Below are 16187 nucleotides of genomic sequence, written 5' to 3'. Positions count from 1 at the left end.
TAAAGAGAGCTTGGTTATTTTTTGTTTAATTATCGCTAGCTACAACACGATTTTTACCGGTATTTTTTGCCTGGTACAAAAGTTTATCTAGCATGTCTATCGTGTTATTGTAATTTCCTTGTTCATAGGGACACAAACCAATTGATACAGTACATGGGAAGTTTGTTTTTCGATGATCAAAGGCATGCAGAAATTGCTCAGACCGAGAGTAAATTGTTTTTGTCGTTTCATTTTCAATCAGGACGGAAAATTCTTCACCACCCAAACGGCAAATAATGCCATCCGGGAAATACTCTTGTAAACAAACTGAAAGTTCGATTAGAACCTGATCTCCGGAAGAATGTCCGTATTGATCATTAACTTTTTTAAATTCGTCAATATCCAGAAATATCATGACGCCATCATTTGTTAATTTATCAAAATAATCGATAAAATAACGACGATTATAAAGGCCAGTTAATTGATCCGTCGTTGCCAAGACTTCCAATTGCTTCTTTGCATTTGTAATTTCGGTTACATCAGTGAATACCACAATAAGCCCATGGTGTTTTGCAATTGGTATCATCCGAACCTGGTAATGTTGCTGTTTCATCGTTATAAGTTGAGCCATGTTGCCAACGAGAAGCTCAGATAAAACGGGATACATATTAACATTATTTCCTATATTTAATACTCCGAGTGTATTAAATAATTGATCCGTGGCCTGATTAAGATTTAAAATAAAACCGTCATGGTCGATGACAATGACGGCTTCTTCAATGGTATTAAAAACCATTTCATGGGTAATTTCACTTAGAAACAGAATGTCATATTGGTATAATCCACTGGCTACAAAAATGCTTAAAAATAAATAAGTGAAAGGGGGGAGCTCAATATAGGCTGGACCTAATCCCATTAAATAAAGGATGCTGGTAATAGCAGGGATCAGCATTCCGGTAAACATTAGGGCAATCCGTTTGCGGGAAAAAATTGGTGCGTTAAGAAAACACTTAAAAAAAACAGTTAATGCATATCCAATAGCGAAATAAAAAGAGCCTAATTGGACCAGGTACCAAATTCCCCTTCCAGTAACCAATAAAGGAAAGCCAAGACTGAAATTAATGCCAAGAGATGAATAATACCATCCGTGCAGCTGATTTGTACAAACAAAAATCAGTGTTAATAGATTCAATCCCAAGATAAAAGCTAAAACGAATCGGTTGGCAAATTTCTTCTCTTCCGCATATTCTCTGGCAAACCATAAAATAAGGATGGGATAAAAGGCAGCACCAATATATTCAATACAGACCCAAAAATACAGGCTCTCTTCAGTTGTGCTTATAAGTTCAACGCCATATCCCATCGAATGAAGGGCCATGGCGATCAAAAGAATGGCAAAAGCTCTTGCTCCGGAAACTGTTTTATGTTTAATTCCGACAACACTTAGGATAATCAGGATTATAGCTGTAAATATTAAAAAACGGCTTAATAAGATATTCATGGAAACCTCAATTAAATTATTTGTGTGACAAGTTAAAATCATATAAGTTTAACTTACATAAGTTTGACTCGAAAAAAGTTATCAAAATAGTGTTAATAACATAAATTTGTTCAATAAAAATTGTACGCTTTTAGGATATCATATTGTCTTTAGTGAAACAAGTAAACTAGCTTAATAAAATGTTAGCGGTTTGAAAATCAAAACTCAACAAATTAAGAAGATATACGAACTCGCGGTTACCGGTAAGCTCTTAAAGGTGACAGATAAACTATCATAGTTAGGGTGTGATTCTGAATTGGTGGAGAGTGTTCACTTAGGTAAGCTTGTATTTGACATCCCGATAGGTTATTGACATTTTCAACAAAAGACAATAGAATACAACTATCATATAGGCCATCTATGAAATCCTATTTGAATAGCATAATTAAGAATGATTCATAGTGGGAGGTTTGATGGGTAAGTTATTGATTATAAAAACCGGAGTTTCCGATAAATTAATTATTAAAAAATGTGGCGATTGCGACATTCGCATCGCAAGATGCGCGGGAATTCCTGATAAAGATGTAAAAGTGGTATCGGTATATGAGAATATAAAACCGGTAATAATGATGGACGATGTTTCGTCCATCATTATTACCGGTTCGCCATTTATGGTTACAGACTGTGATCCCTGGAGCGTTGCCACTTCACAATGGATTAAAACAATTGCACAAAAGCGTATTCCAATTCTGGGTATCTGCTATGGGCATCAGCTTTTGGCTCAAACCTTTGGCGGCTCTGTGGGTTATCATAAATTAGGTGAGGAAAAGGGAGAAATCGAAATTGAACTGACTGCAGAAGGAAAAAAGGATCCATTACTGGGGGTATTGCCTGCAAAATTTTTAGCCTATGCTTCCCATTTACAGACTGTTATACAGTTGCCTAAAAATGCAATCGTTCTTGCAAAAAATAATTTCGAACCATATCATGCAGTTTTGTATGGTGAAAAAATATGGGGCGTGCAGTTTCATCCCGAATGTACCGATAATTTTCTTTGTGAAGCGACTTGTCAAAATTCATATGGCGGAACTTTGATAAGAAGATTTATCGAACTGGCAGGATAAGGGTGAAAAGAATAGTTTGAGAATATTAAAAGGCTGCTGACGAATCAATTAATTCGTCAGCAGTCCTTTATGTTTTAATAAATTATTTAGTTTTCGGTTTGAGCTTCAACGACGCTGCCGCCACAATATTTTTCCCGAAGTTTTGGCTTTTCAATTTTTCCGGTCGGGTTTCTCGGTACGATATCAAATATGATCTGGCGTGGACGTTTATAGCGTGGAAGCGTAGTACAGAAGTCTGCGATGTCCTCTTTTGCACATTGACAATCCGGCTTTAACTCGATGATAGCTGCTGTAATTTCACCCAGTCGATGATCTGGTAAACCAATCACGGCAACATCTTTGATCGCTTCATGCCCATGAAGAAAATCTTCAATCTGGACCGGATATATATTTTCACCGCCGCTGATGATGACATCCTTCTTTCGGTCGACCAGATAAACAAAGCCGTCGTTGTCCATCCGGGCCATATCACCGGTAAACAGCCAACCGTCTTTGAGAACAGCCGCGGTGGCTTCTGGATCGTTGTAGTAGCATTTCATTAAGCCCGGCCCTTTGACGACCAGTTCACCAACTTGTCCTTGGGGAACCGGGGATCCGGATTCATCGGCAATCATCAAATCCCATTTGTAACCGGGCTTTCCAATCGCCCCAACTTTGTGTATGTTTTCTGTGCCCAGGTGGACACAGCCGGGTCCGATGGATTCACTCAGGCCGTAGTTGGTGTCATAAAGATGGTTTGGAAAGTATCTTTTCCAACGATGAATAAGACTTGGCGGAACCGGCTGAGCACCGATGTGCATCAGTCGCCACTGGTCAAGATCATAATCTTCCAGTTTTATTTCTTCTCTTTCAATGGCATCCAGAATATCCTGAGCCCAGGGCACCAAAAGCCAGACGATGGTAATTTTTTCTTCTGAAACAGCTCTCAAAATCCATTTTGGTTTAACGGCACGAAGTAAAACGGCTTTTCCGCCGACTAAAAAACTTCCAAACCAATGCATTTTTGCACCGGTATGATATAAGGGCGGAATGCACAAAAAAGTGTCTTCCCTTGTTTGAGCATGATGATTGTTTTCGGTATAGCATGCCGACATCAGGCTGCTGTGGGTATGCAAAATTGCTTTCGGAAAACCGGTGGTGCCTGAAGAAAAATACAGGGCGGCATCATCTTCATCTGTTAGTTTGATTTCCGGTGCTTCAGCGGAATATGTTGCCGAGAGAAGATCGTAGCTTTCAGCAAAGGGCGGACAGTCATTGCCAACAAAGAATAGGGCTTCCACACGAGGAATGTTATTCTTTATCGCTTCCATGCGGTCAATGAATTCCGGGCCGAAAATTAAGAAATCAGTTTCGGATAATTCCAGGCAGTATTTTATCTCGTCGGCAGTATATCGATAGTTTAGGGGAACAACAATGGCACCGGTTTTTAATATTCCAAAATAAATCGGCAGCCACTCCAGGCAATTCATTAATAGGATAGCGACTTTATCCCCTTTTTTGATACCTCTGTCCAGCAGAAGATTGGCAAATTGATTCGCCTGGTTGTCAAAATCGCCCCAGGAAAGCTCTCTCCGAAATTTTATTCCTGAAGTCGCTTCAACCAATTCGAATTCACTCCAGGTGATCTGATGTTTTTCTAATGTCTCCGGATTAATTTCAACCAGGCTGATGTCCTGACCGAAATTTTTGGCATTCTGAGACAATATTTCCGTTATCGGCATTTTTATTTGTTCCTCCTAAAAGTTTCTTTTAAAATTATGGTCGATATGAATCAACGCAATTATTTCTCTATTCTATTATAGGATGAATATTCAAGTCAAGTGAAACACTTCATTGGAGGCACTTGTCTTAATGTTCTTTATAAAAACATTTTAGCGTTTTGGATGCATCAGAAAGGGGATAAGCCTTAAGCCAGATCATTTTCTTCCAATGCCAATTTTGCGGCAGGGAAGGGCTCCAAAGCGCGGCTGAGGATTCCTTGAACATAGGCAATCAGCATGCCATAGTTTGTAATATACACCCCTTTTTGTCTGGCCGTACGCGTTCGATATTGCATTTCCCGGCGATTGAGCATGCAACCGCCACAGTGGACAATGACGGCGTATTCGTCAATCTCTTTTGGATAATGAGCGCCGGCGGCCCAATGAAATTCAATATCTCCGCCGGCAATCTGCCGGATCCAACGGGGAATTTTCACTTTGCCGATGTCATCCGCCTGGCGATGGTGGGTACATCCTTCCACAATGAGTACCTTATCCCCGGGAACGAGCTGTTCGATCCGTTTAATACCTTTTACCATTTCGGCAAGATCGGTTTTTTGTCGTGCAAATAATATCGAAAAAGAGGTTAACGGAATTTCGGACGGGGTATCGGCAGAGACTTTTAAAAAAGCCTGGGAATCGGTTATGACCAGGGCCGGAGGGTTCTTTAAGCTTTCCAGGGTATGCTTGAGTTCATGTTCCTTAGTGATCATAGCTACCGCATCTTTTTCGATAATATCCCTGATGGTTTGTTGCTGTGGGAGGATGAGACGTCCCTTCGGAGCTGATTTATCAATTGGCGTCACGAGTACAACCATATCGCCAGAGTCAATGAGGTCTCCGACCAGCGCCGGTTCCACGTCTTCATAATTGGCATGATCAATGATTTTTCTTTTCAGGGCTTTGATGCCGGTGCCGTCGTAAACGCTGGTAAATGAGAGTGGAATTTTAATCGACTTTTGTAAGGTATCGATTTCTTCAGATGTTGGGGCGCCTTTATCACACTTGTTCAAGACAAAGACGCTGGGAATTTTTCGTTGCGCGAGTTGATCGATAAAGTCTTTTTCAAAGTCAGTAATCCCGGTTTCAATATCGGCGACGACAATAGCGAAATTGCATTTTCGCAGGACCTCATAGGTTTTTTCAATGCGAAGCAGTCCCAGTTCACCGGAGTCGTCTAAACCGGCGGTATCAATAAAAACAACTGGTCCGATGGGTAACAGCTCCATGGTTTTATAAACTGGGTCGGTTGTTGTCCCGGCGACATCGGATATAACGGCAACGGGCTGATCCGTCAAAGCATTAATGAGTGAAGATTTTCCCGCATTTCGTTTTCCAAAAAGACCAATTGCCATTCTGTTGGCCATGGGTGTTTCGTTCATACTATTCATGATTTTTATTTTCCTTCCTTATTTGAGCTGGGTGATGTCAGACGTTCGGGTCTTAAGAGATCATCTAATAATTTTTCATCCATCCAGTTGTTTTCGATAATAATTTCCTTAATGGATTTTCCGGTTTCTTTTAACAATAATGCGGCTTCGGTTGCTTTGTCATAGCCGATATAGTTAGTCAGAGCCGTAAGCATTACGGTACTGTTATCCAAGTTTTGCCGGCAGACATCAGCATTGGCCACGATCCCTTCAATGCACCGTTCGGTAAACAAGGGCAGGATGTTTTTTAAAATGTCCAGTGCTTCAAACAGATTTTTGGAGAGCACCGGTAAAAAAGCATTGAGTTCCAATTGCCCGGACATGGCGGCCAGCGTGATGGCCATGTCATTGGCCATAATTTGAAAAGCAGCCTGATTGACGGCTTCAGGAATCACGGGGTTGATTTTCCCGGGCATGATGGAAGATCCTGCCTGAACGGGCGGCAAAGTAATTTCGCCAATGCCGGTGTATGGTCCGGAAGACAGAAGCCGTAAATCATTGGCTATTTTTGAAAGGTTCACGGCCGCTGTTTTTAAGAGGCCGGAAACTTCTACAAAGACGTCGCAGTTCTGGGTAGGATCCATCATATAATCCGTCCGAGCAAGACTGATGCCAGTCAGGTCCCGCAGGCGTTCGATCATGGTGAAAATATAGGAACGAGGGGCATTCAGTCCGGTTCCGATGGCGGTTCCGCCGATGTTTACCTGGCGCAGTCTTTCTTCCGCCTTGTAAAGACGCCAGCGATCTCGTGAAATTGCTTGAGCCCAGGCACCGAATTCCTGACCAAGAGTGACGGGAACGGCATCCTGTAATTGGGTTCGTCCGGCCTTGATGATTCTTGAAAACGCTTCTTCTTTTTCCTGAAGTGCCGTTTGAAGATTGGCAAAAGACTCGGTGACCGGTTTTAAAAGGCGGATGGCAGCAATACGGACGGCAGTGGGAAAAACATCATTGGTGGATTGATGCATGTTCACATGATCCAGTGGATGGATCAGATGGTAATCCCCTTTCTTTCCGCCTAAATGCTCAATGGCTCTATTGGCAATGACTTCATTGACATTCATATTAGCAGAGGTGCCGGCACCGCCCTGCATGCAGTCCACCACAAACTGATCTCTAAAGGCGCCCGCCAGAATTTCATCACACGCCAGAATAATGGCTTCCGCCACGTTTTCATCCAGGGACTTAATATTGCGATTGGTGATGGCGGCTGCTTTTTTAATGGTGACCAAAGCTTCCACGAGTTCTTTGTGGATGGGAATACCAGTTATATGAAAATTCTGTAAAGCCCGAACTGTGTGAATGCCGTAATAGGCATTATCTTCTATTTCAAGTTCTCCTAGTAAATCATGTTCTATTCGCATTTTTTCCTCATTTCAAAATTTCAAAAAATAAAAGCTCTCTTTCTGAAAATAGACAGAAAGAGAGCGTAAGAGCAAAAATTACACACTTTGCCAAATGCGCACCTTTCCGGTCAGAAAAATCTTTTCGGTTAGGATAAATATGACAAGCTTCATGCCGGAGAACAGTTTCCTGTGATCAGGCACAAAGTTTTATTAACGTTTACAGTTAATTGTTGGCACTATCTTAGCATTGTTTTTCACGTTTGTCAAAGAAGCTTTATGATACTATTTTGTGCTATTTTCATGAGCTGCTCATAATCAGAAAAAACAGAGGTGAAATTCATCAAGTCAAGATAGATGATTTTACTGGAATGAAGAGGAAAGATAGTTATTTCAACCTTGCTGACAAAACCAAAAGATAAAAAATAAAAGTATTAAAGAGCACGGCTGTTTGTGTGATTATAGCAATAAAATGGGTAAATATGTATTACACAACCAGAGAGGAGGATTAATATTATGAAATACCAAATTGTCAAAGAATTTCCTCATTCTATTATGGAAAAAGGAAAAAGCCCGGTGATTTCTATTTATATTGACACCAAAATAAAAAAACCAGATCGCCTTGAAAATCCCATCTATTTTAAAAATCTTGTGAGAGAAGCGCAGGAGTCTATAAAACATGAGGAAGTGAGAGGGTTTAGAGATCTGTTTTCGCTTTTTAAACAAATTGAGGATGATGCTTTGTTCTGGGAAGGTGCCACAGAAGGCATGGCTATCTTGGCAGATGAGGAAGAATGTATAGTATACAAACTGCCGATTAGTGTAACCAATCGAACCATCGTTGCAGATAGTTTTTATATAAAACCGATATTGAAAAGTTACCAGTTGAATGGCCGCTATCATGTTCTTGGCCTCAATCGGGATAGTTTTACTCTCTATGAAGCAGATCGATATGGCATGCACAAAATTCAGCTGGATGAAAAAGACTCAACGATGGAAGGTGTTTTGGGATCGGAAATAACATCTCGTTATCAAAGTGTTTCCAGAGTAAGCGGAGGAGAATCTGTTTATCGCGGACATGGAGGTGCAAAAGATGAGAGAAACATGGATCAGGAGCGTTTTTTTCGTCACGCTGATGCCTTTATTCAAGAGCAATATTCAAATCGTTACAAAGTACCGTTGATTCTCGTTGGCTTAGATGAACATCAGGGAGAATTCCGAAAGTTATCAAAAAACGCATACATCATTAATGAAGGTATCAAAAGTGATATTGATTCGATGGATGAAAAAACACTTCATGATAAGGTTCAGGATATTATGAAAGTGATTTTAAAAAAAGAAGTGAAAGAGCGAATGGAAGCATTTACTCAAGCACATTCAAAAGATATGGGATCTGACGATGTTGTTCAAATTGCCAGAGCAATTACCGATAACCGGGTTGGAGCGCTCTATTTAGAGGAAGATAAAGTCCATCCAGGAAGATTCGATAGCAACCACGGCACCATCATAGAGGGCAAATCAGCGGATCATTACATTGGCGATATTTATGATGATATGGCCGAGGCGGTTCTTAGCCGGGGCGGAGAAGTTGTCATCATGGAAAAAGGAGAAATGCCAACTGAAAGAGACATAGCTGCGGTATATCGATTTTAAAATCATTTTAAAATTGAATGTTGTTGTCAGATAATAGGTAAGGATTAGTTGCTATAAAAAGGAACTAATCCTTTTTATTTATTTTGAAATAACTGATCAAGAGAACAATAAAAAGATTAATAAAAATATTGACGTGAGCTAGAAGACATGTTAATATATATTAAACATATAAGAATAATATGAATGAAATAAAAAAAAGGAGGAAGAAATTATGGCACCAATTGTTATCAACAATTGGATAATCAGAGTTTTTGAAATTTCACATGACTTTACTTTTACAAAAAATACTGTGTTAGTTTATAGAAGTTGTTGTTGATATAAGAAGTGCCATTTTCAGTGATTTGATATGAGTGTAGTAATTGTTGGAGGCCATGATCGGATGGTTTGTACATATAAAGAAATTTGCAAACAATATAAATGCAAAGTGAAGGTTTTTACACAAATGCCTGGGGACATGAAAAACATGATTGGAAGTCCAGACCTCCTGGTTCTTTTTACGAATACGGTTTCACATAAGATGGTTCATAATGCAATAAAAAGTGGCGAAAAATCGGGCGCTCAAATTGTGTATTCTCACAGCAGCAGTGCCTGCGCGTTGAACAACATTTTATCAGATTACTGTTCGGGTAAAAATTGTGTTGAGTGTCAGCATTATAATATAGGGAAAATTCATTGATGCTTAAAAATTAAAGCCGATTGTCAATTTGAGTTTATAAAATGATCAGGACTATTTTTGACATAGAATTTTAATAACGAAATGTAATATGAAAGTGTATAAAAAACTTTTTAGGTCAATTAATTATTCTGATTGTATGAAATTATCGGGGACAGTCAAAGGATGATAATATTGGCTTTTTTAGTTTGTTAACAGGCTGTAATATGACAAGATGCTGTCATGCTAATGTGATATAATACCAACGGGTGATGAAAATGCAGATCAATCGATTATTCGAAATAGTATATATTTTATTAGATAAAAAAACAGTGACGGCCCGGGAGCTTTCTGAACACTTCGAGGTTTCACAACGGACTATTTATCGGGATGTGGAAGTTCTGAGCCAGACAGGCATTCCTATTTACACAACAAAGGGAAAAGGCGGAGGGATCAGTATCCTTTCGGAGTTTGTTTTTAACAAATCAATCCTTTCGGACACCGAACAAAATGAAATTATTTCTGCGCTTCAAAGTCTGAATGCCCTTAATGGTAGCAGCGTTGATCCGATATTGAATAAAATGGCAACACTGTTTAATAAAAACAGTTCAAATTGGATTGATGTGGATTTTTCCCGCTGGGGCAGTGATGAAATGGAAAAAGAAAAGTTCAAACTAATAAAGACGGGGATTTTGGATAAAAAAGTACTGGACTTCAATTATTACAGTTCTTACGGAGAAAAATCAACGCGATTAATTGAACCGTTAAAACTGATGTTTAAAGGGCAAAGCTGGTATTTATATGGGTACTGCCGGTTGAAATGTGACTATCGGATTTTTAAAATAACCCGGATCAGAAATATCAACATGAAGGATGAGACGTTTGAAAGGGAGACACCTGAAAACATTTGGACGGAAACAGACAGCGGCTATGAGAGTCGGACTGTCAACCTGGTATTGAAGTTTGATGCGGAGATGGCCTACCGTCTGTACGATGAGTTTTCGGCAGAAGACATCAAGACAAATCCGGACGGAAGCTTTATCGTTAAGACCTGTATGCCTGAGGCCAATTGGGTTTACGGTTATCTGATGTCCTATGGGGAACGCGTTGAGGTGCTGGAACCGGAACGGATGAAAAGGAAAATTGCGGAAAAATATCAAAAAGCGCTGAAAAAGTATTTATAATGTGACATGCTGGTGTCACATTAGCTGTGCTAAACTGAGTTCATTAAATGAATGAGGTGTAAAAATGAATTATGAAGTAGTTGAACTAAAAGAAAAGAAGGTTGTGGGCTTAACGGCGCGAACGAGCAATCAAGATGAGAACATGACAAAGACCATCGGCGGTTTATGGCAGAAGTTTTATGGAGAAGGGGTTTACGAATCGATTCCAGACAAAAATAACGATTGCAGTATCGGATTGTATTCGAATTATAACAACGGGGCCAGCGATGCCTATGATGTAACAGTCTGCTGCGAAGTTTCTGAAATCAAGGAATTGACGACTGACTTAGATGCAAAAACCATTGATGCGGGAAAATATGCCAGGTTTGTGGTTCGGGGACATGCCCAGACGGCGGTAGCGGATTTCTGGACAAAATTGTGGGGGATGGATCTGGATCGAAAATTCAGTTGTGATTTTGAAGAGTACCAAGGCGGAGGGGATATGGAAAATTCAGAAATTCATGTTTATATTTCGATCAACGAATAATTTGAATAAGAAATTTCGTCTATCCACGCAATTGTGATATTAATCACAGAACTTTTGATTGGAAATCGTTATACTGGGTAAAAGCAATATATGAAATTATTTTCAGGAGAAAGTGAGGCGTGCCAAATGGTTGAAGAAATATTCAAATTAAGTCAGAGTAACGAGAAGACAGTGGAAAAAGTCATACAGGATGAAAACATTCATTACACACATGTGACCTTAAATAAGGATGATGGTTTTCCAGAACATTATTCCAACGCGAACGTTTATATGACGATCCTGAAAGGAACACTATCCCTACGATTGGATGAACAGGAAAACCATGAGTATGAAGCAGGAACCGTTTTAAAAATTCCTTTCAAAACAAAACTGAACCTATGGAATTTGCATGAAGAACCATTGGAACTGATTGTTGTAAAAGCGCCGGCACCAGTATCTCCAGAATAAATAGTGCCGCCAGAGCAGTGCTATAAATAATTACGTAAAATAATAATTTTAATATAAGATGCGTCATAAAGAGTAATTTTTCTATTTCTTTATGGCGCACTTTCTTTGTGCGAAAGTGACAAGAAATAAAAGGTTCATCTTTGGTTGAAGACGATGTTTAGAAAGGTAAGACGAATAGATAAGTATCTTTTCCATATTTTTTATGGCAGTTGAAAAGACAGGTGTAAAAAAACAAAAAAATATGCTATAATAACGTCAGATTAATTTATAAGGAGGTTAACGAATAATGATAAACATTGCTTCACGTATTGATCAACTGCCGATGACACCCATGTTAAAGAAAATTTTGCTTTTAACAGGTATTGGCTGGATGTTTGATGCTATGGATCAGGGCATGGTATCAGGTGTTATGGCTGCCATCGGCAAGGAGTGGGTACTGAGCACTGGCCAAATTGGATTACTGGGCAGTATCGGCATGCTTGGCATGATTTTAGGTGCTGCGCTGTCGGGAATGGCGGCGGATAAATGGGGCAGAAAATCCGTAATTATGTGGACCTTGGTTATTTATGGTATTGCTAGTATTCTATCCGGTTTTGCGGTCAACTTTACAATGTTATTAATTTTAAGATTTTTAACCGGTTTTGGCCTTGGGGGGGAACTGCCTGCCGCATCGACCTTGGTGAGTGAATATTCTCCAACAAAAATACGAGGCAGAAATGTTATTATATTAGAAAGCTTCTGGGCTTGGGGCTGGATCATTGCTGCCTTTGTGGCGTATATGCTTATTCCGGTATATGGATGGCGGATAGCATTCTTTGTCGGCGGAGTTCCGGCACTTTTTGCTGCCTTCTTCCGAATGGCTGTTCCTGAATCGCCACGCTATCTGCTATCGGTCGGAAAAACAAATGAAGCTGAAGAATTGGTGATGAAGATGGAAAAACAAGCAAATATCACCAGCCAGGCAAAAAGTGACCAAACCGAAGTGATGGCAGATAATAATATTAAAGCATCGTTCTTTGATTTATGGTCAAAAAAATATATCCGGTCTACGATTGTATTATGGGTTATTTGGTTTGGTATTAACTTTGGATATTATGGCTTTGTTTTATGGACACCATCGCTTTTAGTGGCGAGAGGATTTGATCTTACAAAAAGTTTTGAATTTACACTAATCATGTGCCTTGCTCAGCTCCCGGGATATTTTAGCGCCGCTTATCTGGTTGAAAAAGTGGGCCGAAAAAAAGTGCTGGCGATTTACTTTGCCGGAACGGCTTTGTCGGCATGGCTATTCGGACAGGCCGGAAGCGTAGAACAAATATTAATGTTCGGTTCAATGCTTTATTTCTTCAGCTTGGGGGCCTGGGGGTGTGTTTATGCCTACACGCCTGAAGTCTATCCAACTTTATTTAGAGCTGCCGGCGCCGGATGGGCAGCTGCTTTCGGACGAATTGGTGCATTCATAGCGCCTTTTATTGTACCGGTAATCTATAGCTATTATGGAACTGATATTGGCTATCGAAATGTGTTCATCATGCTGACATTGGTATTTGCAATTGTCACCCTGGTCGTAATCTTATTTGGAAAAGAGACGATGGGAAAATCACTGGAAGAAATTAGTGGTGACACTAGTTTAACGTAAACATAAAAAAGGACGACGGCAAAACTCAGAATTGGCTTTATGAGTTTGCAGCCGTCCTTTTTTACGCGATGTAAATCAGTCGTTATATATTTGGCACCTGTCCGGGAACGAGAGAGAAATTCGCCAAGTGTGTGTTAGTGGTTCCTAGAGATTGAAATGCTTCGCCTTGAGTACTAAGAAACAGGGCTTCAAACTCATCAGCCGGCATGGGTTTGCCAAGCAGGAATCCTTGAATTTGTTCACAGCCGAGCTCAGTCAGGACATCAAGCTGTTCTTGCGTTTCAACACCTTCGGCAATGGTATTAATGCCAATAGTTTTAGCCAATAAAATAATGGCCTGGACGATCTGTTTTCCCGCCTGATTTGTTACCATTGAATCAATCAAAGGTTTCGCAATCTTGAGGCGGTCAAAGGTATAATGTTTCAGGTAAGAAATGGAAGAATAACCCGTTCCAAAATCATCGACGGAAACGGACATGCCGATGGATTTAAACAAGTTGAAGATTTGCGATAAACGGTACTCGCTATCCATTGCAATATTTTCAGTAATTTCAATATCCAGCCATTGGGGGTCAAAACGAGATTCCTGAGTGACGTCGTTTAATGCTTTAAATAGATTGGTACTGTCGAGTTGTTTTGGCGAGATGTTAATTCCCATTTTTAAGTTTTGACCATAGGTGGTGTTCCAGTCGATAATTTGTTCAACGGCTTCTTTGAGAACCCAAATTCCGATTTCATTAATTTGATCGGTTTCTTCAGCAATTTGGATGAACTCGACAGGGGTCATAATTTTATTTTTATTGGATATCCAACGGATCAATGCTTCCATACCGATCAGTTTCCCATCCGGGATACTAAATTGGGGCTGATAAAAAAGCTTTAAATCCTTGAAAAAATCTCCTTTTTGCAGGAAAAGCTCAATTTCATTTCTCTTCTGTGTTCTTTTATTGATTGAAAAATCAAACATTGCAAATTTATTAGTACCCTGGGATTTTGCATGATAAAGAGAAATGTCGGCATTTTTCATCAGCAGATCTGCAGTTTGAGCATCATGGGGATAAATGGAAACGCCAATGCACAAGCCGGGATTAAAGACATAGTCATCAATTATGATTTCTTCACTGCAGGTTGAAATAAGTTTTTTGGCCATTTCAATGGCGGAATTATGATCCAGTAAACCGATATAAGCGAATACAAATTCATCGCCGCCCATCCGGGCAACGGTCGAATTTTCACAAGTGGATCTAGCCAGCCGGTTGGAAATTTCGATCAAAACCTGATCCCCCATTTGATGGCCATAGGTATCATTGATTAACTTAAACCGGTCTAAATCCATATAAAAAAGTGAGATTGTCTGATCAGAATCTAATTTGGCAATGCTTATATCTAATGTTTTTAGAAAATATCTGCGATTATATAATTGGGTAAGGGTATCCACATTGGATAAATAGCTTAACTCTTTGTTCTTTTTATGTAGTTCCATATTTGTTTCAGACAGCTTTTGCGTTCGGTCGGCAATAATGCATTCAAGCTCATTATTGATTTGCAGCTCCCTTTTTAGAAGGTCCTTATTTTTAATCGACGATTCAAAATAGGAGTCAAGCGCGATGTAGATTACAATTAGGGAAATAAACATTAGAAATTCCGCTAGTATAAAGCCCTGAACAATGATTGCTATAATGGGGCAAAGAAGCGTAATCAATTCTTTAGAGCGTCTGCCGGTGTTACTGTAAAGTTCATTTGAGTTGATGAAATTTGTTTTATCGAATCTCATGGCTAACAGACCGCCAAAAGCAACCAGTAATAATGTCATCAGATAGGAAAAATCGACGGATGAATCGACAATATAAATATGATGATAGAGAACATAATAATAATAAAGATCAGTTAGAGCAAAGAAAAAAATGCCACCTAGAACAAAACGAAAATATAATGGTATATTGCCTTTTCTAATGGATAAATACCAGATGGCAATACCCACATAACAAATGAGGTCTCCTAAGATGCTAATAACAGAAAAAACACCTTCTGAAGTGAAGAGGAAAAGAAAATCGGTGGTGCTTCTATTAAATAAAATGATCCATGCCAGTAACAGACAGATACCGGAAAAGGTTACGATATCAAGGACAAGTTTTGCCATGTGCCAATGTTTATACTGATAAGAGGCGAAGAGCAAAATTCCGAAAGTGAAAAATACATTTGTCATTGTATAAAATAAGGTGATCAGAGAAACTTCGGCAGGATCGGCGCCAATTATTATAGCGAAAATCGCCCAAAGACCATCGGCGAAAAAAAAGCATAAACAGGCTAAACTAAACAGCAACCAACAATAATAAACAGGATGTGTTCGATCTGATTTGACGAAAGTCATGAGTAAGAAAAAAAAGGCGAGAAAATCTCCAATCGGAGATAAAATATTAACCCAGAAGGTAGATAGAAATAAAACAGAAGTTAAATAAACAATAAAAAAGACTGCAAACAGAACCAAAGAAGTTATAAAGGTTGACTTTTTCAATAATTTAGCTCCTTGAGTTAGAATTGATTTGAAAAAATTCTAAGTTTTATTGACGTTTTTTAAATGTTAAAGTTTTATTTAATCAAAACTTCAGGTGGAAAATTTATTAAAAACAGAAATAAAAGTATCATAATAAAGTATTAAGTCTATCCTTTCATTATAAAGACAATATTTTAGATGTCAATATAAAATAATTGAGAAATCAAGGTGGCCTTGAAATTCCGTTTTTGGACACATTAAAAATAGAGCTTAATAAAAGCTCCCAGAGCGAAGACAAACCCGATTACAAGCAAACAAAGCTGTAGTCGGGTTTTTATATTGCTGCCCCAAAATGAAAAAACAGAATAAAACGTGAAGGCAACCCAAAACGCATTCGTTTTCGGTACAGCAGATTTGCCAGTTTTTTCATATTCAGGCATGCCAAAGTCAGCCCGATCTGCATGGCAACCCGGGCC

General features: G+C 39.3%; 12 protein-coding genes. 7 read left to right on the top strand and 5 right to left on the bottom strand.

Translation table 11 applies throughout. The features are described 5' to 3' along the window. Positions 1-25 precede the first annotated feature (25 nt). Entirely contained in the window at positions 26-1480 is a 1455-nt protein-coding gene (locus FZC41_RS13010) for a histidine kinase N-terminal 7TM domain-containing diguanylate cyclase (protein ID WP_170253987.1), read from the bottom strand. 452 nt (positions 1481-1932) lie between these two features. Between FZC41_RS13010 and FZC41_RS13005 the strand changes: the two genes are divergently transcribed. Further along, on the top strand, positions 1933-2583 hold the full coding sequence (locus FZC41_RS13005) for a glutamine amidotransferase (protein WP_148567845.1): 651 nt from the start codon (positions 1933-1935) through the stop codon (positions 2581-2583). A gap of 86 nt (positions 2584-2669) precedes the next feature. Here FZC41_RS13005 and FZC41_RS13000 read toward each other — a convergent pair whose 3' ends face one another. The 3 genes from FZC41_RS13000 to FZC41_RS12990 form a co-directional block, all read right to left on the bottom strand. Further along, on the bottom strand, positions 2670-4304 hold the full coding sequence (locus FZC41_RS13000; protein WP_148567844.1) for a class I adenylate-forming enzyme family protein: 1635 nt from the start codon (positions 4302-4304) through the stop codon (positions 2670-2672). 185 nt (positions 4305-4489) lie between these two features. Beyond that, on the bottom strand, positions 4490-5734 hold the full coding sequence (gene hydF, locus FZC41_RS12995; RefSeq protein ID WP_205737078.1) for a [FeFe] hydrogenase H-cluster maturation GTPase HydF: 1245 nt from the start codon (positions 5732-5734) through the stop codon (positions 4490-4492). A 5-nt stretch (positions 5735-5739) separates the two neighbouring features. Further along, positions 5740-7137, bottom strand: coding sequence for an aspartate ammonia-lyase (locus FZC41_RS12990; RefSeq protein ID WP_148567843.1), 1398 nt, complete (start codon positions 7135-7137; stop codon positions 5740-5742). A 495-nt stretch (positions 7138-7632) separates the two neighbouring features. Here FZC41_RS12990 and FZC41_RS12985 point away from each other — a divergent pair, with 495 nt between their 5' ends. From FZC41_RS12985 to FZC41_RS12960, 6 genes are all read left to right on the top strand, one after another. Then, positions 7633-8769 (top strand): baeRF3 domain-containing protein, encoded by a 1137-nt coding sequence (locus FZC41_RS12985; protein WP_148567842.1) that lies wholly within the window; start codon positions 7633-7635, stop codon positions 8767-8769. A gap of 346 nt (positions 8770-9115) precedes the next feature. Further along, a complete protein-coding gene (locus tag FZC41_RS12980) occupies positions 9116-9445 on the top strand; it encodes a DUF2325 domain-containing protein (protein WP_148567841.1) in 330 nt (109 codons plus the stop codon). A gap of 254 nt (positions 9446-9699) precedes the next feature. After that, a complete protein-coding gene (locus FZC41_RS12975) occupies positions 9700-10605 on the top strand; it encodes a helix-turn-helix transcriptional regulator (RefSeq protein ID WP_148567840.1) in 906 nt (301 codons plus the stop codon). Between the two features lie 64 nt (positions 10606-10669). Next, complete coding sequence (locus tag FZC41_RS12970) at positions 10670-11131, top strand: GyrI-like domain-containing protein (protein WP_148567839.1); 462 nt, start codon at positions 10670-10672, stop codon at positions 11129-11131. Between the two features lie 126 nt (positions 11132-11257). Next, the gene (locus tag FZC41_RS12965; RefSeq protein ID WP_148567838.1) at positions 11258-11578 is read left to right on the top strand and encodes a cupin domain-containing protein; all 321 of its coding nucleotides are present in this window, start codon (positions 11258-11260) and stop codon (positions 11576-11578) included. Positions 11579-11864: 286 nt separating this feature from the next. Further along, positions 11865-13217, top strand: coding sequence for an MFS transporter (locus tag FZC41_RS12960; protein WP_148567837.1), 1353 nt, complete (start codon positions 11865-11867; stop codon positions 13215-13217). Between the two features lie 82 nt (positions 13218-13299). On the opposite strand, the gene FZC41_RS12955 is transcribed toward FZC41_RS12960, so the two are convergent. Next, positions 13300-15357, bottom strand: coding sequence for a putative bifunctional diguanylate cyclase/phosphodiesterase (locus FZC41_RS12955; RefSeq protein ID WP_170253986.1), 2058 nt, complete (start codon positions 15355-15357; stop codon positions 13300-13302). Between the last annotated feature and the right edge of the window lie 830 nt (positions 15358-16187).

It is taken from the genome of Acetobacterium paludosum (assembly GCF_008086595.1).
Taxonomy (GTDB): domain Bacteria; phylum Bacillota; class Clostridia; order Eubacteriales; family Eubacteriaceae; genus Acetobacterium; species Acetobacterium paludosum.
Note: the sequence above shows the minus strand (reverse complement) of the source record. Positions and strands in the feature narration are given on the sequence as shown.

Excerpts from the sequence above, each read along its gene's own strand:
- FZC41_RS13010 (WP_170253987.1), bottom strand. The coding sequence starts at position 1,480 with ATGAATATCTTATTAAGCCGTTTTTTAATATTTACAGCTATAATCCTG.
- FZC41_RS13005 (WP_148567845.1), top strand. The coding sequence starts at position 1,933 with ATGGGTAAGTTATTGATTATAAAAACCGGAGTTTCCGATAAATTAATT.
- FZC41_RS13000 (WP_148567844.1), bottom strand. The coding sequence starts at position 4,304 with ATGCCGATAACGGAAATATTGTCTCAGAATGCCAAAAATTTCGGTCAG.
- hydF (WP_205737078.1), bottom strand. The coding sequence starts at position 5,734 with ATGAATAGTATGAACGAAACACCCATGGCCAACAGAATGGCAATTGGT.
- FZC41_RS12990 (WP_148567843.1), bottom strand. The coding sequence starts at position 7,137 with ATGCGAATAGAACATGATTTACTAGGAGAACTTGAAATAGAAGATAAT.
- FZC41_RS12985 (WP_148567842.1), top strand. The coding sequence starts at position 7,633 with ATGAAATACCAAATTGTCAAAGAATTTCCTCATTCTATTATGGAAAAA.
- FZC41_RS12980 (WP_148567841.1), top strand. The coding sequence starts at position 9,116 with ATGAGTGTAGTAATTGTTGGAGGCCATGATCGGATGGTTTGTACATAT.
- FZC41_RS12975 (WP_148567840.1), top strand. The coding sequence starts at position 9,700 with ATGCAGATCAATCGATTATTCGAAATAGTATATATTTTATTAGATAAA.
- FZC41_RS12970 (WP_148567839.1), top strand. The coding sequence starts at position 10,670 with ATGAATTATGAAGTAGTTGAACTAAAAGAAAAGAAGGTTGTGGGCTTA.
- FZC41_RS12965 (WP_148567838.1), top strand. The coding sequence starts at position 11,258 with ATGGTTGAAGAAATATTCAAATTAAGTCAGAGTAACGAGAAGACAGTG.
- FZC41_RS12960 (WP_148567837.1), top strand. The coding sequence starts at position 11,865 with ATGATAAACATTGCTTCACGTATTGATCAACTGCCGATGACACCCATG.
- FZC41_RS12955 (WP_170253986.1), bottom strand. The coding sequence starts at position 15,357 with ATGGCAAAACTTGTCCTTGATATCGTAACCTTTTCCGGTATCTGTCTG.